This is a genomic window from Amycolatopsis sp. NPDC051128, from assembly GCF_040682715.1.
In the GTDB taxonomy this organism is placed as follows: Bacteria; Actinomycetota; Actinomycetes; order Mycobacteriales; family Pseudonocardiaceae; genus Amycolatopsis.
On sequence record NZ_JBFBBN010000040.1, the window covers coordinates 61,919 to 83,733 of the forward strand.

16 protein-coding genes are annotated in these 21,815 nt (G+C 70.1%); 6 read left to right on the forward strand and 10 right to left on the reverse strand.

Going from position 1 to position 21,815, the window contains the following annotated elements:
• Positions 1-1,047, reverse strand: coding sequence for a hypothetical protein (locus AB0M82_RS32495; RefSeq protein WP_364730137.1), 1,047 nt, complete (start codon positions 1,045-1,047; stop codon positions 1-3).
• A 52-nt stretch (positions 1,048-1,099) separates the two neighbouring features.
• The gene (locus AB0M82_RS32500; RefSeq protein WP_364730139.1) at positions 1,100-1,873 is read right to left on the reverse strand and encodes a WXG100 family type VII secretion target; all 774 of its coding nucleotides are present in this window, start codon (positions 1,871-1,873) and stop codon (positions 1,100-1,102) included.
• Positions 1,874-2,016: 143 nt separating this feature from the next.
• Here AB0M82_RS32500 and eccCa point away from each other — a divergent pair, with 143 nt between their 5' ends.
• Positions 2,017-5,943, forward strand: coding sequence for a type VII secretion protein EccCa (gene eccCa, locus AB0M82_RS32505; RefSeq protein ID WP_364730141.1), 3,927 nt, complete (start codon positions 2,017-2,019; stop codon positions 5,941-5,943).
• On the opposite strand, the gene AB0M82_RS32510 is transcribed toward eccCa, so the two are convergent.
• The 5 genes from AB0M82_RS32510 to AB0M82_RS32530 all read right to left on the reverse strand — a co-directional run bounded on the left by AB0M82_RS32510 (position 5,944) and on the right by AB0M82_RS32530 (position 8,360).
• Entirely contained in the window at positions 5,944-6,066 is a 123-nt protein-coding gene (locus AB0M82_RS32510; protein ID WP_364730144.1) for a hypothetical protein, read from the reverse strand.
• A gap of 215 nt (positions 6,067-6,281) precedes the next feature.
• Entirely contained in the window at positions 6,282-6,638 is a 357-nt protein-coding gene (locus tag AB0M82_RS32515) for a DUF6086 family protein (RefSeq protein ID WP_364730147.1), read from the reverse strand.
• Positions 6,639-6,781: 143 nt separating this feature from the next.
• Entirely contained in the window at positions 6,782-7,354 is a 573-nt protein-coding gene (locus AB0M82_RS32520) for a hypothetical protein (RefSeq protein ID WP_364730150.1), read from the reverse strand.
• Positions 7,354-7,557, reverse strand: a complete 204-nt coding sequence (locus AB0M82_RS32525; RefSeq protein WP_364730152.1) for a hypothetical protein — start codon at positions 7,555-7,557, stop codon at positions 7,354-7,356. The genes AB0M82_RS32520 and AB0M82_RS32525 overlap by 1 nt, the downstream gene beginning before the upstream one ends.
• A gap of 179 nt (positions 7,558-7,736) precedes the next feature.
• A complete protein-coding gene (locus AB0M82_RS32530) occupies positions 7,737-8,360 on the reverse strand; it encodes a hypothetical protein (RefSeq protein ID WP_364730154.1) in 624 nt (207 codons plus the stop codon).
• A 133-nt stretch (positions 8,361-8,493) separates the two neighbouring features.
• Between AB0M82_RS32530 and AB0M82_RS32535 the strand changes: the two genes are divergently transcribed.
• Positions 8,494-8,835, forward strand: a complete 342-nt coding sequence (locus AB0M82_RS32535) for a trypsin-like serine protease (protein WP_364730228.1) — start codon at positions 8,494-8,496, stop codon at positions 8,833-8,835.
• 585 nt (positions 8,836-9,420) lie between these two features.
• On the opposite strand, the gene AB0M82_RS32540 is transcribed toward AB0M82_RS32535, so the two are convergent.
• Together AB0M82_RS32540 and AB0M82_RS32545 are read right to left on the reverse strand one after the other, a co-directional pair.
• Positions 9,421-10,266 (reverse strand): hypothetical protein, encoded by an 846-nt coding sequence (locus AB0M82_RS32540; protein ID WP_364730157.1) that lies wholly within the window; start codon positions 10,264-10,266, stop codon positions 9,421-9,423.
• Between the two features lie 17 nt (positions 10,267-10,283).
• The gene (locus AB0M82_RS32545; RefSeq protein WP_364730160.1) at positions 10,284-14,366 is read right to left on the reverse strand and encodes a polymorphic toxin-type HINT domain-containing protein; all 4,083 of its coding nucleotides are present in this window, start codon (positions 14,364-14,366) and stop codon (positions 10,284-10,286) included.
• 300 nt (positions 14,367-14,666) lie between these two features.
• Here AB0M82_RS32545 and AB0M82_RS32550 point away from each other — a divergent pair, with 300 nt between their 5' ends.
• The 4 genes from AB0M82_RS32550 (at position 14,667) to AB0M82_RS32565 (ending at position 20,269) form a co-directional block, all read left to right on the forward strand.
• Positions 14,667-15,155, forward strand: a complete 489-nt coding sequence (locus tag AB0M82_RS32550) for a hypothetical protein (RefSeq protein WP_364730163.1) — start codon at positions 14,667-14,669, stop codon at positions 15,153-15,155.
• A 468-nt stretch (positions 15,156-15,623) separates the two neighbouring features.
• Positions 15,624-17,558 carry an FG-GAP-like repeat-containing protein gene (locus AB0M82_RS32555; RefSeq protein WP_364730165.1) on the forward strand — a complete coding sequence of 645 codons (1,935 nt, stop codon included), beginning with the start codon at positions 15,624-15,626 and terminating at the stop codon, positions 17,556-17,558.
• A gap of 153 nt (positions 17,559-17,711) precedes the next feature.
• Positions 17,712-19,460 (forward strand): arabinofuranosyltransferase, encoded by a 1,749-nt coding sequence (locus AB0M82_RS32560; RefSeq protein ID WP_364730167.1) that lies wholly within the window; start codon positions 17,712-17,714, stop codon positions 19,458-19,460.
• Positions 19,461-19,573: 113 nt separating this feature from the next.
• Positions 19,574-20,269, forward strand: coding sequence for a trypsin-like serine protease (locus tag AB0M82_RS32565; protein ID WP_364730170.1), 696 nt, complete (start codon positions 19,574-19,576; stop codon positions 20,267-20,269).
• A gap of 39 nt (positions 20,270-20,308) precedes the next feature.
• On the opposite strand, the gene AB0M82_RS32570 is transcribed toward AB0M82_RS32565, so the two are convergent.
• The gene (locus AB0M82_RS32570) at positions 20,309-21,790 is read right to left on the reverse strand and encodes a long-chain fatty acid--CoA ligase (RefSeq protein ID WP_364730173.1); all 1,482 of its coding nucleotides are present in this window, start codon (positions 21,788-21,790) and stop codon (positions 20,309-20,311) included.
• Positions 21,791-21,815: the final 25 nt, after the last annotated feature.

Sequence of the window (21,815 nt, forward strand, 5' to 3'; positions counted from 1 at the left end):
CTAGTTCCCGGCCGCGTCGTAGCCGACGTGCTGGCTGAAGTGCTTGCCGTTGTAGTCCATGGCGATGTCGATGTCGAAGTCCTGGCCGCCCGGAGCCTCCACAGTGGACTCACCCGTGGTGAGGTTGGTGTGGATGACGACCTCGTCGGCGTGCCCGGTCGCCGGGGCGGGCACCGAAGGCGCGGGCGCGGGCGCGGGCGCGGGCGCGGGCGCGGGCGCGGGCACCGAAGGCGGCGTCACCGGGTGGTCGACCGGGATCCAGCTGTTCGCCGGGTTCGCGGCGCCGCCGGAACCGCTGGAACCGCCGCCAGTGGCGAGCGCGGGCGGGGTGTAGTCGGTGAACGAAGGTTGCTGCGGGATCCCCCCGCCGCTCCCGCCCGCCACCGCCTGCTGCCCCGACGGGCTCGCCACCGGCGGCGGGGTCTGCGGCGCCGTGACCGGGGTGTTCCCGATCGACGGCGTCGTCGCGCCCGAGCTGCCGGAGCCGTGGTGAAAGAGCTTCTCGATCTCGCCGATGACCTGCGCGAGCGTGGTGACCTGCTGCGCGAGGTCGACCGCGCCGAGCGCCTTGAGCAGCGCGCCGATCGCGGTGATGAAGGCCCGCAGCGACGCGCTGGTCGCGGTCGACAAAGCGACCGCCGCGCCGTAGGTCCACCAGTTCGACATCAGCGCGGCGACCGTCGGGTTCACCGCGGAAACCACCGCGCGGTAGGCCTCCTGCGCGGTCTTGATCAGGGTGCCGGAGACGCCGAGCAGCTCGGCGCCCTTCTGCACGACGTCGATGATCTTCGTGAGCTGGCCGAGCGAGTCGTTGATCTTCTTCAGCGCGGACTCGCTCGCCGCGCCCGACCAGATCTTGCCGAGCTGGTCGGCGGCCTTGGTCAGCTCGGTGTACATGCTCAGGAACTGCTCGGCCTTCTTGACCAGGTCGAGCACGTGCCGCGCGATCTGCTCCGGCTGCCCGGTGACGATCTGCGGCAGGATGGTGATCGGCCCGCCCGAGGACGCGGTCGCGTCCATCGCGCTGGAGTTCGGGAAAGTCAGCATCTGACCTCACAGATTTCGATTGGCACGGCGGAGCAGGCGGAATCAGGCAGCATCAGACGACGGAGGCGGGCCGGTACACGCTGACCTTCGCCAGCCCGCTGATGCGGGCGTCGAGCAACCCGTGGTTGTAGAGGCGGCCGCCGTCACCGGCGACGCCGATGACCGGCTGGCGGTCGGAGAACAGCAGCGGCTCGACGACCACGACGTCACCGCTGTGCACGCCGCCGGGCACGTCGGAGAAGGTGCGCGCGGTGCCCGCGTAGACCTCGATCAGCCCGACCCGCGCCTGGTTGTCTGTGTCACCGGCGAGCCAGTCGTTGAAGTCGGCGACGCCGTGGAAGCGGGCGTCGGTGATCGGGTGGTCGCCGAGCCTGCCGAGCCGCGCGTCGCCGAGGTAGCGCAGCACGTTCCCGACCGACGACGGCTCGCCGTGGGCGCCCGCGCTGTCGTTGACCGCCAAGGTGGCGAGCTCGGAAGCGTGCGAACTCCCCCAGATCGACGACGCGGACGGCGCGCCGCCGGAGTGGCCGCCGCCGTAGCCGGCCGCGGCGTCGGAGTCCGCCGCCTGGTAGGCGTCGGCGCTGGCCTTGACGAGCCCGTTGATCTGCTGCAGCAGCTGCAGGAGCGTGCGGACGGCGGCGACCTGGCCGGAGTGCAGTGCGGCGTTCGCGGCGGCGACCGCGCTGCCGAAGCCCGCGAACGACATCGGCTGCACGACGAGCCGTTCGAGGTCGGCAACGGCGTTGATGCCGTGGGCGATGATGCCCCCGACGTTGCCCACGGCGGAGCGCATCGCCTCGGGCTCAGCCCGGTACTCGCCAGCCATGGCTCTCCTTCCGGGGTGGCTTGCTCGGCAGAGCGTAAGTTCGTCCCCGGAAGCGGGCGGACGGCAAAAGTACCCACCGCGGCGAGGCGGTGAGTGGCCAAAATACCGGTCAGACCCACCCCGATCTGCTGGAGCCTTGCCGCATGAGTCTCACGCCCGAGCGCCCCGCCGAGATCGTGCTGCAGTCGCCGCCGATGCTCCCGAAGAGCTCGTCCGGCGGGATGATGCAGCTGATGATGTTCCTGCCGATGATGCTCGGCATGGGCGCGATGTCGTTCGTCTACATCGGACGCGACGGCGGCGTGATGACCTGGATCTTCGGGGCGTTGTTCGTCTGCGCCATGGGCGGCATGGTGGTGATGTCGCTGGGCCGCGGCGGGATGGCGAAGAAGGCGCAGATCAACGACGAACGCCGGGACTACCAGCGGTACCTTTCCGGGCTGCGCGCCCAGGTCCGTGACATCGCCGACGGCCAGCGCGCGGCGATGATCGCCGTCCAGCCCGACCCCGCCGACCTGTGGGCCTACGTCGAAACCGGGAAGCTGTGGGACCGGCGGCGCACCGGTTCGCAGTTCGCGCAGGTGCGCGCGGGCACCGGGCCGCAGCGGCTGGCGACGCCGCTGAAGGCGCCGCAGACCGTGCCACTGGAGGACCTGGATCCGGTGTCCTCCACCAGCCTCAAGCACTTCATCCGCACGTATTCGACCGTGGACGGCCTGCCAGTGGCGTTGTCGCTGCGGTCGTTCGCCGCGGTCACCGTCGCCGGGCGGCGGCCCGACGTGCTCGGCCTGGTGCGGGCGCTGCTGTGCCAGCTGGTCACCTTCCACTCCCCCACGGACCTCCGGATCGCGCTGTGCCTGCCGCCGGACCGGCAGCACGACTGGGAATGGGCGAAGTGGCTGCCGCACGCGACCGCGGCCGGCGCCGGCGACGCCGTGGGCGCCCGGCGCCTGGCCGCCGAAGCGGCGGGCCCGCTGGCCGAGCTGCTCGGCGCGGACCTCGGCGAACGGCCCGTGTTCAGCCGCCGCGCGGCGGGCGAGCTCGACCTCCCGCACCTCGTCGTGGTCGTCGACGGCGGCAACGCCCACGGCGAGCCCCGGCTGATCGGCGAGGACGGCCGCCTCGGCGTCACGGTGCTCGAAATCGGGCAGGAGCACCCGCGGACGTACTCGACCGAGAAGCTGCTGAGCCTGCACACCGCGCCGGACTCGCTCGGCATGGTCGTCGGCGACGCCTCCGAGCAGCGGCTCGGGTTCCTCGGCCGCCCGGACACCCTCGACCGCGGCGCCGCCGAAGCGCTGGCCAGGATGCTGACGCCGTTGCACACGTCCGCGGCGGTCGTCGGCGAGAAGCCGATGTCGGCGACCTTCGGGCTGGCCGGGCTGCTCGGCATCGGCGACCCGCGCGACACCGACACCGCCCTCACGTGGGCGCCGCGCGCGGCACGGGACCGGCTGCGGATCCCGCTGGGCGTCAACCCGGAGGGCCGTCCGGTGGAGCTGGACCTCAAGGAGTCCGCCGAGGGCGGCATGGGCCCGCACGGCCTGGTCATCGGCGCGACCGGGTCCGGCAAGAGCGAGCTGCTGCGGACGCTGGTGACGGCGCTGGCCGTGACGCACTCGTCGGAGACGCTCAACCTGGCGCTGATCGACTTCAAGGGCGGCGCCACCTTCGCCGGGATGACCGGGCTGCCGCACACGTGCGCGGTGATCACGAACCTGTCCGACGACCTCGCGCTGGTCGACCGGATGGCCGACGCGCTCAACGGCGAGCTGCTGCGGCGGCAGGAACTGCTGCACGCGGCCGGGAACTACGCGTCGGTGCGAGACTACGAAAAGGCCCGCGCGGACGGTGTGCCACTCGAACCGCTGCCGTCACTGCTGGTGATCATCGACGAGTTCAGCGAGCTGCTGTCTTCGCGTCCCGAGTTCATCGACCTGTTCGTCGCGATCGGCCGGCTCGGGCGGTCGCTCGGGATCCACCTGCTGCTGGCGTCACAGCGGCTGGAGGAGGGCCGGCTGCGCGGGCTGGATTCCCACCTGTCGTACCGGATCGGGCTGCGGACGTTCTCCGCCGCGGAGAGCCGGGCCGTGCTGGGGGTCGCCGACGCCTACCACCTGCCGCCGGTGCCGGGGTCGGCGTACCTGAAGTCCGACACCGAAACACTGATCCGGCTCAAGGCGGCCTACGTCTCCGGCGAGCTGCCGCCGCGCAGCACGGTCGTGCGCGAAGACGGGCAGAAGCTCGGCGTGCTGCCGTTTTCCCTGGCGCCAGTGGAGATCCCGGTGACCACCGAAGTTTCGGAAGCTCCTTCGGCCGAGGGCACCGGCGAGACGATCATCGGCGCGATGCTGTCGCGCCTGGAGGGCCAGGGCCCGGCCGCACACCAGATCTGGCTGCCGCCGCTGGCCGAACCGCCGACGCTGGACCAGCTGCTGCCGCCGCTCGGCGAGGACGCCGCGCGCGGCCTGTGCCCGCTCGGCTGGGGCGGCAACGGCAAGCTCACGATCCCGGTGGCGCTGGTGGACAAGCCGTTCGAGCAACGGCGTGACCTGCTGTGGGCCGACTTCTCCGGCGCGGGCGGGCACGCGCTGATCGTCGGGGCCCCGCAGAGCGGCAAGTCGACGCTGATGAAGGACATCGCGGGGATGCTCGCGTTGACGCACACCCCGGCGGAAGTCCAGCTGTTCGTGCTGGACATGGGCGGCGGCGCGCTGGCCCCGATCGCCGGGCTGCCGCACGTGTCGGGCTACGCCACCCGCCGCGACGCCCAGCGCTGCCGCCGGGTCGTCGCCGAGCTGACGACGCTGCTCGAACAGCGCGAGGAGTTCTTCGCCGCGCATGGGATCGAGTCGATGGCCTCGTTCCGTGCCCGGCGTTCCTCGTTGCGGGAAAGCACCGATGAACGCGAGTTCGGCGACGTGTTCCTGTTCGTCGACAACTGGACCACGATCCGCCAGGAATATGAGCAGCTGGAGGAGCAGATCACCGGGCTGGCCGCGCGCGGGCTCGGCTTCGGCATCCACGTGATCGTCTCGCTGAACCAGTGGATCGGCGTCCGCGCGCAGCTGCGCGACGCCATCGGGACGAGGTTCGAGCTGCGGCTGGGCGACCCGATGGACTCGTCGATCGACCGCAAGGTCGCGGTGAACGTCCCCGCCGACCGGCCCGGCCGCGGCATCACCGCGGAGAAGCTCCATTTCCTGGCGGCGCTCCCGCGCGTCGACGGCGACCAGCGCCCGGAGACGATCGGCGCGGGCGGCGTCGACCTGACCCGCCGGATCTCGGAGGCGTGGAAGGGACCGCGCGCACCGCAGGTCCGGCTGCTGCCGCCCGAGGTGCCCCTGGATGGGTTGCCCGCGGCGCCTTCTCGTCAGGTGACTTTGGGGATCGCCGAATCGACGTTGCGCCCGGTGCACCTGGACTTCGCGGCCGACCCGCACTTCGTGGCCTTCGGCGACGTCGAGTCCGGCAAGTCATCGCTGCTGCGTGCGCTGGCCCATGGCATTACATCGGCGTACACGCCGGAAGAAGCGGCGATCATCGTCGCGGACTACCGCCGCGGCCTGCTCGGCGCGGTGCCGGAGCCGCACCTGCTGGGCTACGCCGGGGCGGAGGGCAAGCTGACGGATTTGATCGGCGAATGCGCTACCGCCATGCGAAATCGCCTGCCGGGACCGTCGGTGACGCCGGAGCAGTTGCGCAACCGCTCGTGGTGGCGCGGGCCAGAGCTGTTCGTCCTGGTCGACGACTACGAACTGGTGGCGACGGTCGGCCGCAACCCGCTGCAGCCGCTGCTGGAGTTCCTGCCTCAGGCGCGGGACATCGGCCTGCACGTGATCATCGTCCGCGGGTCCGGTGGTGCCGGGCGGGCGTTGTTCGAGCCGGTGCTGCAGCGGCTGCGGGAGCTCGGGTCGCCGGGGTTGGTCATGTCGGGGACCAAGGACGAAGGGGCGCTGCTGGCGGACGTGAAGCCGTCCCCGCAGCCGCCGGGCCGGGGAACCCTGGTCTCACGACGGCACGGGACGGGTCTCGTTCAGGTGGCGTGGACGAAACCTGCGGAGTCCTAATTAGGCCCAGGACTCCGCGATGTTCCTGAGCTCACCGACGAACTTGCGGACCGTCTCACCGTCCGGACCCGGGAACCGCGCCGCCACGGCCGGCACCAGGGGTCCTCGGATCAGGTCCAGCACCTCCTGCCGCTGGGCCGCGGTCAGGTCGCCGAGGTCGAAGGTGCCCCGGCCAGGTAGTCAACGACCCAGTAGTAGACGCCCGACACCGCTCCCCTTCCGTCGCGGCGATAATGGCATCGTTCACGCGAAGCTTGCAGCCAGCCCACCGCACCGAAAGCACCGACGACGTCAACCGGGTCGCGGCGACCGGTCCGGCGACATGAACGAGTCGATCACTACATCGACATCGACGCCGCGAGCGCGGCCCGGGCGTCGAACAGGTCCCGCTGGGCCTCGTCCGACGGCTCCATCGAAACGCCCGCCCGTTCGAGGAGCACCAGGCAGGCCACGACGAACCCGCGGGCCAGTTCCTTGTACACCGAGTGGGTGACCACCGAACCCGCAAGCAGCGTCCGGACGAACCCGGCCAGCGCCGGCGGATCCACGTAGTAGTAGTCACTCGCCATCATCGTGAACCCGGCCGCCGGGAGGTCGACACCGGCGTTGTCCGCCAGCGTCCCGGCCATGCTCATGAACAACTGGCCGATCCGGAGCGCCGGGCTCCAGACGACCTCGCCGTCGACGTCGAACACATAGCTCACTATGAGGACTCCAGATCCGCAACCCGATCGGAGCATCACGGTACGCGGCGAGCTCCGGGCCCACCGAACGTGCCTCTTGTTTCCGCCTTTCCGGAAAACGGATGCCGGCAGATGCGAACAGTCCGGCGGACCGCTCAAGGCAGCAGGGACAAGATCGAGTGCCAACTCGACACGATGGCCGCGGCGTCCCGATCGGTGAGGTGCCCACGCAGGTCGAGCGCGAGCCGGATGAGGTGTTTCAGGTGGCGCAGACGCAGGATCTCGGCCCGGTCCAGCCTCGTCCAGCCAGGGCTCAGCCGTTCTGCCTCCGCCAGCCGTTCCGGGGTGACCACGGCGATCACCTGCCGCACGACCCGGTCGGCGGCGAGCGGGGACTCCGGCAACTGCAGGGCGGACGCGGCCAGCGCGAAGGTCAGGCCGAGCCGGCGAGTCAGCACTTCGTGCCCGCCCATCAGCTCCCGTTCGCCGAGGAACGAGAGCACTTCGTCGGCCAGCCGGAGAAACCGGTCGAATTCGGCGGTGGACAGATCCTCCACGGCCTCTTCCGGATACCGGAGCTCCCGTGCCAATGACATGGTCAGCGCCTGCACCACGCCCAGCCACGCGCTCTCCCCAGCGCCGTCGGGCAACCGGCCGCCGGCCTCCCACCAGCCGAAGCGTTCCCGCAACGACAACGGGTCCAGATCCGCGACGTCTTCGACGACCATCAGAAAGGGATCCCCAGCCGCCGGATCGGCTCCCGGAGTTCCTGGTTGTCACCGACGAAATGCCCGCCACGACTGGAGATCTCGATGCCGAAATACCCGGTTTCGGCCGAGTCCGCGATGATCGCCTCGCCGGCCGCGTGGACCGGCTGCCCGTCGCTGAGAACAGCGTGCGAGATCTCCACCTCTTCGACAATGTCCGCCATCACGACAAGGCTGCCGTCCTCTCGGCATCGCGCTGACGCGAGCGGCGTCCCCCGGCTCCCGCTCGAGGTTGCTCGGCGCCGGAGGTCCGCTTGCGACATATGACCTGACCGATGGGTGGCAGCCGCCCGAAACTGTTCAAAAGCTCGTCGAGGTCGACGGCGATCTGTCACCAGAGAATTCACCGCGCGGGCTCGGTCCTCTCTTCGGCGAAGCGGTAGTAGCAGACCGCACGGTGCTTGCCTTCGTTCCAGCTCGGCTCCGTCGGCGTCACGACCTGGACGCGAACACCGGGGATCCGGCGGGCGTCGGCCTCGCACCGGGCCAGCGTGCGTTGGTACACCTCGATGATGTCGGGCACCGGGCCCCCGCCCAGCGGGAGCACCTCGAACGCCTCGGCGTTGTGCGACGTGGTGCACGACGCCCGCAGCACGTCGGTGTTACCCGAAGCCGCCGGGGACCAGAAGCACTCGCCCGCGGCGAGGTCGAGCCCGTGGGCCATCCCTTCGGGTAGCTGTTCCTGACGTGCTTGCTGCTGCCACCACGCCGTCCCGGTGCCGATCTTGTACCCGATGACGCCCATCCACCCGGCGAAGGCCACCAGGCCGGCGATCACCAGGATCCATCCCCGCTGCCGGTGCTTCCTGATCCGCACCACGGCGACGGCGGCGAACACCGGAGCGATCAGCCCGCCGAGCAAGCCCGTCACGAGGGTCGCGATCGCGTAGCGACTGATCGGCTGACGGCGGATTTCCGCGCGCATCAGCTCGTCGAAGAGTTCAGGATCGTGCTGTGGTGCTGACATGGTTCCCCCTCGTGGCATCGGCCCGCGGCAACTCTAGCCTTCCGCGCGGAATCGAGTCCTGGGCCGGAGGTAGCGAACAACCAACAACCCGGGCGCCGACCACGCCGCGCAGCGGCGACAAAGATGTCGCTTTATCACCTTCAGGTGGTCAAGGAGTTCCAGAAACGGAGTCTTCCTCGCCACGAGTGCGCGCAGCTCGGATCCTTTACTCGACACAGATGCTCCCTCGCGGCCACGAAAACGATGGCAGATCTCCGCTGACGGCCGCGCCTGCAGCGGCGCGCTCGTCGAGCCCGCACTGGTCCTGACCGCCGCCAGCTGCTTCCCCGAGAACCCGCAAGGCGGCGTCCCTGCCAAAGCGACCACGGTCACCAGTGTCTATTCGAGCGGAACGCCGCTCCAGAGCTTCAACAGCACCACGCTGCACCACTCGCTCCCGCCTGAAGCGACGCATGCCGAACCGGCGCCGCAGTAACCGGCTTCCCGGGTCACCGCCCGTCCAGCTCCCAGCCGGCCAGCAGCGCGCTCCACCGTTCGTTGATCACCTCACGCTCCGCGATCGGATTCAAGTCGGGGTCGAAGTACTCGAGGATGTCCTGGGTCTTGGTGAAGGAGATCCCGGCTTCCTCCTGCAGGATCAGCAGGAACCGGCCGGGTGAGAGCTTTCCTCCGGGCGCATCTCTTCAGGTGTTCGAGGAAGTCGAGGAAACGAGTACCCGCGACGACCATGGCACGTAGTTCGGACTCTTCACTCGGCATGGCGTTCTCCTACAGGCGCGAAAACTCCCACTTCCCACGGAACACTCGGACATACTCCGGGCCGAAGTGCCTCATAACCTGGGCGAACATGGCTGAGTCGGCTCGGCGACAACGGCCCCTTCTCGATGGTCATCTTCATGACCCCGTCGGTCAGGTCGGACATGACAAGGCCGCCGTCGTCTCCGTATTCGGGGTTTCATGCTCGAGGCTGCCGCGAAGAGGGCGGCGGGTCAGGCAGCTCGGCGCTGCCGCGGAGCGGTCCGCACCGAGGAACGCGGCTTCTGGATCACGTGGCGGGAGTTCAGCCTAGCTTCTTGAGCGCCTTGCGGGCCTCGGTCCTGACGTTGTAGACGTCATTGTCGTCCCAAGTGGACGGAGGATCGTCCAGCAGGGCCTGGATCCGGGGCTTCGCCTCGGTGTGGTTCAGTTTGGCCAGGGCCCGGACGGCCATGTGCGCGACCGAAGGATCGTCCAACAGGCCCATGGCCACCTCCGCCGCACGGTCGTCCTTCAGCTTCGGCAACGCGCTGACCAGTTCCATCCGGGCGAAGCCGTACTTCGGGTCCGTAATGAGATCCAGGTACTCATCGGCGACCGCGGGCTCGGCGAATTTGGCCAGGCCCAGGCCGATCGTCCAACGCAGATTTTCCCGGTCGTACTCGGTGACCTCATGCCCAGCCGCAGTGCGCAGCTCGGGCAGATCGCGGAACAGTCTGAGGAACACCGGCCGGGCCTGCTTCTTGGCGAAGGCGAAGGACAACGTCCGCACCAGCTCACCCATCAGCGGGAAGTAGTCCGTTCGGTCCAGCCACTCCACCAGCAGCGGCACCTGGGCCTTGTAGTCGAGCTTCTCCCCGTTGACCTGCAGCTCGTGCAGGTGCTCGACCACCAGGACGGGCAACCCGGCCTCCGCGAGGGAGGCGAGCAGGCCGCTCGCCTCCTCACGGTACTGCGGCAGGGCCGGGTCGTTCTTGAGCTCGGCGATCCGCTCGGCCTGGAACCCCGGGTCGGCGGCGATGCGGTCGACCACCTCGCTGTGGGACAGCCCCGCGGCGCCGGGAAAGCCCTCGAACGGCGCCGGAGGATCCGCGGGCAGCTCGTAGTAGTCCAGGATCGCCCGGGCGACCTCATCCCGAGACGGACACACCGACTTGCCTCCCCGCGTCAGATGACTTCGTGCAGGATGATATCGCCCTGGTTGACCAGTTTTTCCAGCGGACCGGACAGAACGGTACCCGGCTTGCCGTTCACTCGCTGACGAACGAACAGCTGCAGTTTGACCCCGCTCCTCGCGGCCTCGGCCAGGTAGTCCTTCAGCTGCGTCGACAGGTACTGGTAGGCGACGTTCTTGGACTCGCCGAGGTAAGTCGCCATGCCGGCCCGGTCGAGGGTCAGGAAGTCCGGGATCCGGCGCCGTGTGTTGATCGTGATTGTCTTTGTGTTCTTGGGCAGCCCCGTGATCGCGGCGATCTTCGCCTCACCTGCCGCGCCGATGGCACAGACCTTGGCGCCGGAGTTGTGCACCAGCACCGGGATACCGCCGACCAGCACGTAGAACGTGTGGATGTCGTCGACAGTGAGGTTGTTGACGTCCTGCTGCGCGGTCCAGTGGTGGGTCGCGGTGACCGTGACCCAATGGCCGTCGGGTTGCCGCAGCTTGTCGCCGACCCCGAGGTCCTTGGCCTCACGCCACACGTTGCCGTCCACCCAGAACGGGTGGCCTTCGGTGGCCGTAACCGTGCCGCCGCCGGTGACCGTGACGTCGACCAGGTTCTTCTCACCCGAACCGGGGATGAGCTGGGTCACCGGCCGGCCCGCGGTCTGCCCGGTCACCGGGTTGGTCGCCAGTACCACGTCGCCGAGGCGGATGGCCTTGATCGCCTTGACCGAGCCGTCGGCCAGCAGCACTGGCGTGTCCGGTGTGAAACTGTTGGGGCCACACGGGTTCTTCAGCCACTGGTAGACGTCCCGCAGCTTGCCGCCGAGCCTGTCGACCACTGCGCGCCCGGCCGCGACCGCCTCGCGGAACCGGTGGAACCCGGTGACCAGCTTGACACCGGCGGAGAACGCCTCAGGCAGCTTGAACGCGACCTTCAGCGCGCGGATCGGGCCGATCGCGTTGAGCGCCGTGAAGATGCAGCCGCCGATGTCACCCTCGGTGAAGCACTTGCGGGCGTCCTCCCAGCCGACGATGTCGAGGATGACCTTGCCGCCGTTCTCCAGGATCCAGTCCAGGACCCCCTTGTCGGCGTCGCTCATCGCCTTGCGGTACTCGTCGACCGCCGCCTGGCCGCCCTCGAGCCGCAGCACGTCCTCGTCGCTGCCGGAGAGAACCTCGTTGTCGTCGTCGGTCGCCGAGCCCGGCTGGCCGACGTTCGGGTTGTTGGCCTGGTCCTGCCTGCGCTGCTCGTCCGCGGTGCGTTTCTGCTGGTCCTCGGCCAGCTTCTTGTCCGCGGCGATCTTCTGCGCCTTGGCTGCCTCGTCAGCCGCCTCGCCCGCCGACTTGTTCGCGGCCAGCGCCTCGGACCTGGCCTTCTCCGCGGACGCGGCCGCGTCCGCGGCGTAGTCGTTGGCCTTGCTGGCCGAGACCTGCGCCTGCGCGACCGACTTCGCGGCCGAGTTGGCGGCCTGGTTGGCCTGCGCCGCGGCGGCCGCGGCCTGACGGGCCGACTCGGCCGCCTGGTCGGCCGACCGCTGCGCCGCGTCCGCCGAGTCCTCGGCCTGCTGGGCGAACTCGCCGGCCTTGGTGGCTTGCCTCCCGGCCTCGTCGGCGTACCGCTGCGCCTCGTCGGCCGCGGACCGGGCCCGTGCGGCGAACTCGTGCGCCGTGGCCGCGTTGGACCGGGCAGTCGCCGCCGACTGCTTGGCGTTCCACAGGTAGCCGTCGATCTCCGCGACATGCACCGCGGTGTCCGCGTCACGCTGACGGGCCCGCGGGATCTCCACGTCGAGGATGCGCCGGAACCTGGACGCCGGGCCCTCCAGCGCGGCCTGCGCGACCGCGTTGACCTCGGGACACTTGTCGCCGCAGGCCATCACCGCGCGGAACTCGTTACGGTTGTCCTCGTCACGGGCCACGTACTGGCCGGTGTCCAGGAACGCGCGCAACGCGTCCACCTGGTTGGTGTCGATGGCCCGGCTGGCCTGGGTGCGGACGTTCGAGCCCTCCTTGGCCGCCAGCATGATCTGGCGGACCTCGCCCAGCAGGTCGTCGAACTGGCCTGGGTAGGCGCGGGTGCGCAGGAACTCCTTGACGAGCGCGTCGTCACCACCCAGTGCGGTGATCGCGGCCTGCCGCTGCGGGATCTTCGCGGTGGTGTCCGCGATGGCGCCGACGCTGGCCCGGTCGTCGTTCGCGGCCGCGAGCCGCTGGCCGGTCGCGACGAAGATCTCGACGTCCGGTTCGCCACCGGACAGTGCCGCCTCGGCGGCGGCACGGGTCCACGGGCCACCGGACTTGCCCAGCCGGGCGGCGGCCTTGCGGCCGTTCTCGATCACCTTGGCCGACGGGGTGGCCGGGTCGCGGGCCTCGGTCAGCAGCCGCTGCGCCTCGGCGTCCAAGTCGACCGCCTGGCCTGCCTTCCACTCGGCCTTGGCCTTGGCCTCGTCCTCCTCGGACTTGGCGTCCTGGGCCTCGGCGATCGCGGCCGCCTTCTCCTGGGCGAGCCGTTCGGCGTCGGCGTTGCGCGCGGTGTCGGCAATCCTGGTCGCCGTGTCGACCGCGTCCTGAGCCTCCTTGGCCGACTGGTCGGCCGCTTTGGCGGCGGCCTCCGCCTCGCCCGCGGCCTGGTCGGCCTGCCACGCGGCGTTCGCGGCCTCGTCGGCGGCGTCGGCGGCGGCCCTCGCGTGTGCGGCGGCGGATGTGGCGGCGTCATGGGCTTCGCGGGCGGCCTGGGCCGCCCCGGCGGCGATGTTCCTCGCCGCGGCCGAGGCCCTGTTGGCCTCGGCGGCGGCCCGACGAGCGCGGTCCGCGGCAGCCTTGGCCTCGGCCACGTTCGCACCGGCCGCGAGCGCGGCCTGGTACGCCTGCCCGGCGGCGAAAGCGGCGGCATCGGCGTTCGCACCGGCGCTGCCGGCCGCCGTCGCCGCGTTCCCGGCGGCGGTCGCGGCGTTGCCGGCCGCCTCGGAGGCCTTCGCAGCCGTATCCGCCGCTTCTGCGACCTGGCGCGCGGTGCGGGCCGCGTCCCGCGCGGCATCCGCCTTGCCGTGATCCAGGCCCGCCTGGACAGCGGCGTCCCGGGCCCGCGCGGCGGCCTGCCCGGCGGCGACTGCCGCGGCCGCGGCCTTGCTCGCCGCGTTGGCCGCGATGCGGGCCGCCTCGTTGGCCGTGGCGGCCGCGCTGATCGCGGCCTGCGCGGCCTCCGCGGCCCGGCGCGCGCCCGCGGCGGCCCGTTCGGCCGCCTGCGCGGCGCGGTCGGCATCGCCTTGTGCCGCATCGGTTTCCCGTTTGGCACGCTCCGCCGCCTCCTTGGCCTTGGCGGCGGCCGCGACGGCGGCATCGGCGGCGTCCTTGGCGGCCTGCATCTGCAGCGCGGCTTGGTCACCGGCCTGCTTGGCCAGCTCGGCCAGCGACTTGACCGACAACACCTCCTGGTCGCGCTGGACCGCGACCTGGTAGCCCTGCCGGAGGAACTCGTGGATGTCCTCGATGGTGCCGTCGAGCGCGCGCTGGGCGGCCTCCCACACCCGGGTGCCCCGGCCGGCGGCGGACATCAGCCTGCCGACCTGGATGGTGTCGTCGGCGTCCTGCGCCTCGTCCTTGCCGGTGCTGAGGAACTTCAGCATGGTGTCGACGTTGTCGCTGTCGAGCGCCTTACTGCCCTCGGTCCGGACGTTGCTGCCGACCGGGGCCGCGGCCATCACCTGGCCGACCTTGCCGCGGATGTCTTCCTTCCACGGCGCCTGCCAGCCACTGGCGAGGAACTGCCGTTTGGCGTCGGTGTTGCCGTCCAGCGTCGCAGTCGCCGCGGTGCGCGTGTTCGCGCCGCCCAGCAACATAAACCGGCCGATCTCGTTCCAGAGATCGTTGTCCTGTACGGCGGCCAAGTCGGTGGTGAGGAACCGGTGAACGTCCTCATCGGTCCCGGTGAGCGCGGCCTCGGCCGCTGCCTCCACGCCCGCTCCGCCGGTCTTCCACAGCTGCACCGCCCGGGCGCGCTCGCTGGGCTGGTCCGCGGCCGCTGCCGCCGGTGCGGCCGCCGCCGGCGACGCTGCCAGCCCCGGGGCCAGCCCAGCGACCAGAGCCACGGCAAGTGTTGCTGCGACGGGTGTTCCGAGCGCGCGCGAAAGTCGCCGCTTCCCCCAGACCCTCATTGGCCAATTCCCCCTAGAAGCTCAACTGATGTAAGCCGCATGCCAAGAAAGACTGTTCGCACCGTAGCGGCAAACACGTGCGGCACGGAAGAGGTGTCGCCTATGGCACGTTCCCATTCACCGGTCTGCCCCTTGGTCCGGGCGATCACTCGTTGACGGCGACGACCCCGACGTTTATTGTGCGATCCGCAGGCCGTCAGCCTGCCCTGGGGGTTTCACAAAGGGGAGATTCGAATGGCCAAGCCGTTCCTCGTGCTGGCTGCTGCCACCGGTGTACTCATCGCGACCCTTCTGGCGACCGGCTCGGCGGTCGCCGGGACCGCACAGACCACGCAGGCCACGCAGGCCGCCGACGAACAACCGCCGCTCGTCGAGGACTACAGCTACCCCGGCGCGGACAAGATCCTGGCCGAGCAGGGCTTCAAACTGATCACCGGTGACGGCCACATGCTGCTGGCCGACTGCCCGTCGACGCCCGGCAACGACGGGTTCATCCGGGTGCGCCGCAACCTCAAGCCGATTGCCTGCTTCAAGGTCCCGGCCGGCCAGTCCGGCAGGCTGACCATGGAGATCCCCGAGGTGACCTTCGTCAAGGGCGACGACCACACCGTGAAGGCGACGCTTGCGGGCCAGAGCACCGAGATCGACATCTCGAAGAACGAGTGGACGCCCATCCCTGGAGACAAGGGCAGCACCCTGGTCACCCTCGTCGCCACTCCCTGAGCCCGCCCACCAGCCCGGCCGTTGTCCGGACGACGAGGCGCAGCTGTTGAATCAGCGGCGACGGTCACATCCTGTACACGGCCTGTCGAATCTGACGACGATGGCTGGGGTCCGCTCGAGCGTCGACATGCCGGGCTACGGCACGACGCAGGCCGGGGTCGGCGCCGACCCCGGCGCGGACCCCACGATCCTGATCGAACTCATCACTTCCTCCTGACCCAAAGTCTGGCCAGTGATCCCGTCGCGCTGAATTCATGGCGAAGTCCGCGCCATGATATTCGGCATTGTGGAGAAATAGCGGCAATCACGTCACAATCAACAGGAAGCCCGGAATCCGCAGTTCCGGCCTTGCTGCTCGGTTTGAGCAGCGTGCGGCACCGATGCGGAAAGTGTCGGCGATTGTATCGTGCGGCACGAAATCCGTAGCATCATCACCAGGCGACCGATCAACGAGCGGGGAACCACACAATGTTCTTACGTCCTCATCGCGTTCCCACCCTAGCCGCGGTCCTCCTCACCGGCAGCCTTATAGCTGTCGTACCTGCGGCGGCCGTTTCCGGGGGAACCGTCACAAACTACGGCTTCGCCGCGAAGATCTCCATGGACGGGCGGGCCTGCAGCGGCGCGCTCGTCGAACCCACGCTCGTGCTCACCGCGGCGAGCTGCTTCCCCGAAAACCCACAAGGCGGTGTCCCAGCGAAAGCGACCACCGTCATCCTCGGCCGCCCGGACCTGACGACCACCACCGGGACGGTCGCGAAGGTCACTCAACTCTACGTCCGTACCGACCGCGACGTCGCCCTGGCCAGGATCGACACCATCGCCACGGGCACAACCCCGCTGCCACTGGCCGCCGCGCCGGGCGTGCCGGGCTCCGCGGAAACCGTGAACCTCATCGGCTGGGGCCGCACCGGCGACGAATGGGTACCGGACAAGGTCCGCCGCGCCCAGTTCACCACGACCGCGAACACCGCGACGACCCTGTCGCTGACCGGCGCGGACGGCGCCGACGCCTGTAAAGGCGACGCCGGGGCGCCGATCATGCGCACCGACAGCGCAGGCAACCTGAGCATCGCGGCCGTGTCCAGCACGTCGTGGCAGCACGGCTGCCTCGCCGAGACCGAAACCCGGCAAGGCACGACCGGCGCCAGGGTCGACGACCTGAGCAACTGGATCCGCGGCCAGGCGATCATCGGCACGGCGAAAGCGGTCGGCCACGGCGTCACGCTGTCCTGGACCCCGCTGGCCGCTTCCGACGACGCGACCTACTCCATCTACGCCAGCTCCGCCGGCCCGGCGACCAACAGCGCGACACAGCTGATCGGCACCACGAAGGCGAGCACATTCGTCCATTCGGCCACCTCCCGCAAGACGTGGTCGTACCTCGTGATCGCCTCGACCGGCGCCGCCAGCCCGCAGTTCACCGCCACCACCGGCGCCCGTTCGCTGACCGACTTCACCGGCGACGGCAAAGCCGACATCGCGACCTTCACCCGCGGCACCGCCGGCGACGTCTACGTCGCGAACTCGGACGGGACGAAGTTCACCGGCGACAGCGCGCTGTGGCACGACCGGTTCTCCATCGGCACTGAAATCCCGCTGTCCGGCGACTTCAACGGCGACGGCAAAGCCGACGTGGCGACCTTCAGCCGCGGCAGCGCCGCCGACGTCTACGTGGCCCTGTCCGACGGGACGAAGTTCGCCGGCAACGGCGTGCTGTGGGACGACTACTTCGCCGCCAACAACGAGATCCCCGCGGTCGGGGACTTCAACGGCGACGGCAAAGACGACATCGCCACCTTCACCCTGGGCACGACCGGCGACGTCTACGTCGCACTTTCCGACGGCACCAAGTTCGGGGCGAGCGCGGTGTGGCACGGCGACTTCGGGTACAACACCGAGCTGCCCTACGTCGGGGACTTCAACGGGGACGGCAAGGACGACATCTCCGTCTTCACCCGCGGCACTGCCGGCGACGTCTACGTCGCGCTGTCCGACGGCACCAAGTTCGCTGGCAGCGGTGTGAAGTGGCACGACAACTTCGCCTTCAACAGCGAGACCCCGGCGATCGGGGACTTCAACGGGGACGGCAAAGACGACCTCGCCGTCTTCACCCGCGGCAGCACCTCCGACGTCTTCGTCGCCACCTCCGACGGGACCAAGTTCGTCGGCACCAGCACCAAGTGGCACGACCACTTCGCGGCGGGCAGCGAAATCCCCGCGGTCGGCGACTTCACCGGCGACGGCAAAGACGACATCGCCACCTTCACCCGCGGCACCACCGGCGACGTCTACGCCGCCACCTCCGACGGCACCAAATTCGTCGGGGACAGCATCAAGTGGCACGACAACTTCGACTACAACAACGAAGTCCCAGCCCCGAGGGCGATCACAGTCCTCTGATCACAACGGCGAAACGGGCCCGGCCGGGACTCTCGGCCGGGCCCGTTTCGCCCGTTGGTAAGCTCTGCCGAGCGGCGCATGATCATCCCGGAGCCGCGAATCCCACGACATGCCAGGGACTCCGCTCCCCGTCGGCACGAGGAGCCTCCGCAGATGAGCACGGTCGTCACCGACACATCACCCACCCAGCCCGTCGAACAGCCCACGTCCGGGCGCCGCGCGTTGCTCGGAACCTGGTTCCCGCTGGGACTCACCGTGGCGGTATTCGCCGTGCTCGCCTGGAACCGGCGCTGGATGAGCGACGACGGGCTGATCGTCCTGCGGACGGTCCGCCAGATCCTTGCGGGCAACGGACCGGTGTTCAACGTCGGCGAACGGGTCGAGTCCAACACCAGCACGCTGTGGACCTATCTGCTGGTCGCGTTCGGCTGGATCCCCGGCCTGCGCCTCGAATGGCTCGCGGTCGTCCTGGGTCTGCTCTGCGCCACCGGCGGACTGCTGCTCGCCCTTGACGGCACCCGGCGACTCGTCAGCTCACCACGTCCCACGCTCATAGCTCCCGCCGGCGCGCTCGTGCTCGTCGCCCTGTCCCCGTTCCGGGATTTCGCCACCTCCGGCCTCGAGACCGGCCTGGTCACCCTGTGGCTGGGCACGACCTGGTGGCTGCTCGTGCGGCACGCGCGGCGCACGCCTGCCTGCCCGGTGGCGGTCACTGCGCTGGTGATCGGCTTGGGCGTGCTCGTCCGGCCGGACCTGGCGCTGTTCAGCGTGTTCGCCGGCATCGGCCTACTGGTACTGGAATGGCGAGGCTGGCGGCGGGCTCTGCTGTGGGTCGCCGCCGCGACGGGCCTGCCGGTCGCCTACCAGATCTTCCGCATGGGCTACTACGGCCTGCTCACCCCCAACACCGCGCTGGTCAAGGAAGCTTCGGACGCCCTGTGGGACCGCGGGTGGGACTACCTGGCCGACTTCACCGGCCCCTACTTCCTGTGGATACCCCTCGTCCTGTGCGCCATCCTCGGCGGGTTGTGCCTGTGGCGGACTCGCATCGACCGGGCGGTGGCGATCGTCGTGGCCGTGCCCCTGCTCGGCGGGATCGCGTTGGCGCTCTATGTGATCCGCGTCGGCGGTGACTTCATGCACGGCCGGATGCTGTTGCCCGCCCTGTTCAGCCTCATGCTGCCGGTCCTGGCGATCCGGCTGACCCGGGCCACCGCGATACCCGTCATCGCCCTCGGCGTCTGGGCGATCGTCGCCGCGGGGTGGCTGCGCACCGACTTCGCGACCTCGGGCAAGCCCGTCGACGACACCGTGATCATCGCCGACGAACGAGCCGCCTACGTCGCCGCCAGCCACCACGAACACCCGATCCTCGCCGAGGACTTCGACGAATTCACCGCCATCGCCGACCCGATCAACGCCATGCTCGCCACCGACCGGGAACCCGCGATCCTCCACCAGAACAAACAAGGCGACTGGCACCGCTACCCCACAACCAACGGCCACACCATCGCCACGTTCTTCAACATCGGTGGCCCAGGCATGCTCCTGCCCCTCGACATGTGGGTCCACGACCCGATCGGCCTGGCCAACCCGGTCGCCGCGCACTCCACTCCGTACCCAGGCCGCCGGACCGGCCACACCAAGTACGCGGGCGCCGTCTGGGAAGCGGCCCAATTCGCCCGGGGTTCGTCGGCCGAGCTGATCGCGCAGGGCGACTTCACGGTCGGGAGCCTCGACGCGATCCGCCGCACCTTGGCGTGCCCGCACAACCGGGAAATGCTCGAATCGGTCCGAGCACCACTGACCGTCGAGCGGTTCTGGCACAACCTCGTCCACGCCGTCGGCCGGACCGGGCTCCGCTACGACCACGACCCGCGCGCCGCCCAGGTCTGCAGCTGAGGGTTACCGACTTCGGTAGGTTCCGAAAATCCTTCACGGCTCCTAGCGTGGGCTCGTCGTCCCGTTTGGGACGGATATCCGGATCACCTTGGCCGAAGGGCATTTTCATGCGAATGTCGAGGGCTGTGGCCGCGGTGGGCGTCGCCGCGGCGCTGAGCATGGTCTCAGCGGGAGTCGCGGACGCTCAGCAGGACATCATCGGCGGGACCACCGTCTCGTCCGCGCCGTGGGGCGCCCAGATCTACTGGAACAACGTGACCACATACGGCGGCTTCGAGTGCTCGGGGACGATCATCGCCCCGCAGTGGGTGCTCACCGCCCGGCACTGCCTGAACTCGCCGGGCATGCACGTCAAGGTCGGCAACGTGACGCTGCAGCAGGGCACGAACGCCAACGTCGACCAGCAGAAGGCGTCGCCCAACGGCGACATCGCGCTGCTGCACCTGACGACGGCGGTGAACACGACGTACATGAAGCTCGGCACCGGCAACCCGCCCACCGGGTCGACCAACCAGATCTACGGCTGGGGCCGCACGCAGGGCACCAGCCCGCCGTCGAGCACCCTCAAGACCGCCAACGTGCGCGTGACGGGCCTCAGCTCGGACGCCTACGGCGGCACGGCGATCGCCAGCCGGGGTGTCGACGGCTCCGCGTGGCACGGCGACTCGGGCGGTCCGCAGCTCTACAACGGCGTCCAGGTCGGGGTGTGCTCGACGGGGAGCAACTCCGGTTCGAACCCGCAGGGCACGCAGAACTACGCGAGCATCGCGTCGAGCCGCAGCTGGATCCGCACCACCACCGGCGTCTGAACCGCGGTGCCGGGGTCGTGAGTGAGAAACAGGGTCAGCTCACTCACGACCCCGCTCCTGGTCCACAATGGACTTCCGCAGCGCCGCCTTGTCCGGCTTTCCCGAAGGGGCGACGGGGACCGCGCCCACGAAGCTGAACCGCGCCGGCACCGCCGTCTCCCCCAGCTCCGCCGCCACCGCCTTGCGCACCGCGGCGAGGTCCGGTTCGCGTCCCGGCACCGGGACGACGAAGGCGTGCGCCGCCTCGCCCGTCCGCTCGTCCGGCACCGCCACGACGTACGCCTGGTCGACGTCCGCGCAGGCCGCGATGGCCCGCTCGATCGGGCCGGTGTAGTGGATGATCGCGTTGACGATCACGACGTCACGCGCGCGCCCGGACAGGTGCAGGTACCCGGCGTCGTCGAGGTGCCCGAGGTCCTGCGTGCGCACCCAGCCGTCGCGCAGGACAGCCGCCGTAGTGGATTCGTCGCGCCAGTACCCGGCCAGCGCCGACGGCGTGCGGACCCAGATCTCGCCTTCCGAGCCGGCCGGCAGCGGCGCGCCCGAGGGGTCACGGACCTCGATTTCGACCGTGTCGCAGGCCTTTCCGACGGATCCGATGCCCTCGCCCGCGCCGCACACCGTCAGCATCCCGGTCTCGGTCTGCCCGTACGCGTGGTGCATCGCCGGCCCGATCCGCTCGAACGCCTCGGCCAGCTTGTGCGGCGGGACCGGCGAGCCGGCCACGATCAGCGTCCGCAGCCCGCTCAGGTCGACGTCCTCGGTGCGCAGCACGTCCAGGACCTGGTGCAGCCGGGGCACCGTCATCAGCGCCGCGGTGATCCGCAGCTTCGGCAGCACCCACGGGAAGTCCGGCAGTTCTTCCGGGATCACCGCGGTGCCGCCCGCGAACAGGCACAGCGCCAGTTCTTCGAGCATCACCGCGCTGGCGAGCGTGCCGAACAGCAGGAACCGCCCGAACCCCGCGCCGAGCCGCTCGTGGGCCGAGCCGGGGACCGGCGGCCGCCACACCCGGCCCTCGGTCAGGGCGCGGTAGCTGAAGGCGACGCCCTTCGGGACGCCGGTGCTGCCGCTGGTGAACACGACCGTCGCGATGTCGCCGGGGCGTCCGCACGGGACCGGTTCTTCGTACCTGGCCAGCAGTTCCGGCCCGATCCGCAGGATCGGCGAGCCGGCGACCGTGCCGAGCAGCTCCGGTGATTCGGACGCCTCGTCGACGACCAGCGCGGCGACGTCGCCGACGACGTGCCGCAGCTGCGGCACCGGCAGCCCCGGCCGCACCCCGACGACCCGGCAGCCGAGCACCTGCGCGGCGATGATCGCGGCGAACCCTTCCGGCGTGACGCCGGTGGCGACCGCGACGCCGTCGCCCGGCCCCAGCCCGGCCGCCCGCAGGCCGGCGACGAACCGGCCGATCAGTTCCGCCAGCTCGCCGCGGGTGGTGCGCCGCGAACCGTGCTCGAAGGCGGGCACGCCCGGGGCGCGTTCCAGCTCTTCCAGCAGTGCCTGCGGGTAGACCATCTCTCGACCGCCTTTCGCCCGGGGC

Coding starts and splice junctions, on each gene's coding strand:
- AB0M82_RS32495 (WP_364730137.1), bottom strand. CDS start 1,047: ATGCTGACTTTCCCGAACTCCAGCGCGATGGACGCGACCGCGTCCTCG.
- AB0M82_RS32500 (WP_364730139.1), bottom strand. CDS start 1,873: ATGGCTGGCGAGTACCGGGCTGAGCCCGAGGCGATGCGCTCCGCCGTG.
- eccCa (WP_364730141.1), top strand. CDS start 2,017: ATGAGTCTCACGCCCGAGCGCCCCGCCGAGATCGTGCTGCAGTCGCCG.
- AB0M82_RS32520 (WP_364730150.1), bottom strand. CDS start 7,354: ATGGTCGTCGAAGACGTCGCGGATCTGGACCCGTTGTCGTTGCGGGAA.
- AB0M82_RS32525 (WP_364730152.1), bottom strand. CDS start 7,557: ATGGCGGACATTGTCGAAGAGGTGGAGATCTCGCACGCTGTTCTCAGC.
- AB0M82_RS32530 (WP_364730154.1), bottom strand. CDS start 8,360: ATGTCAGCACCACAGCACGATCCTGAACTCTTCGACGAGCTGATGCGC.
- AB0M82_RS32550 (WP_364730163.1), top strand. CDS start 14,667: ATGGCCAAGCCGTTCCTCGTGCTGGCTGCTGCCACCGGTGTACTCATC.
- AB0M82_RS32555 (WP_364730165.1), top strand. CDS start 15,624: ATGTTCTTACGTCCTCATCGCGTTCCCACCCTAGCCGCGGTCCTCCTC.
- AB0M82_RS32560 (WP_364730167.1), top strand. CDS start 17,712: ATGAGCACGGTCGTCACCGACACATCACCCACCCAGCCCGTCGAACAG.
- AB0M82_RS32565 (WP_364730170.1), top strand. CDS start 19,574: ATGTCGAGGGCTGTGGCCGCGGTGGGCGTCGCCGCGGCGCTGAGCATG.
- AB0M82_RS32570 (WP_364730173.1), bottom strand. CDS start 21,790: ATGGTCTACCCGCAGGCACTGCTGGAAGAGCTGGAACGCGCCCCGGGC.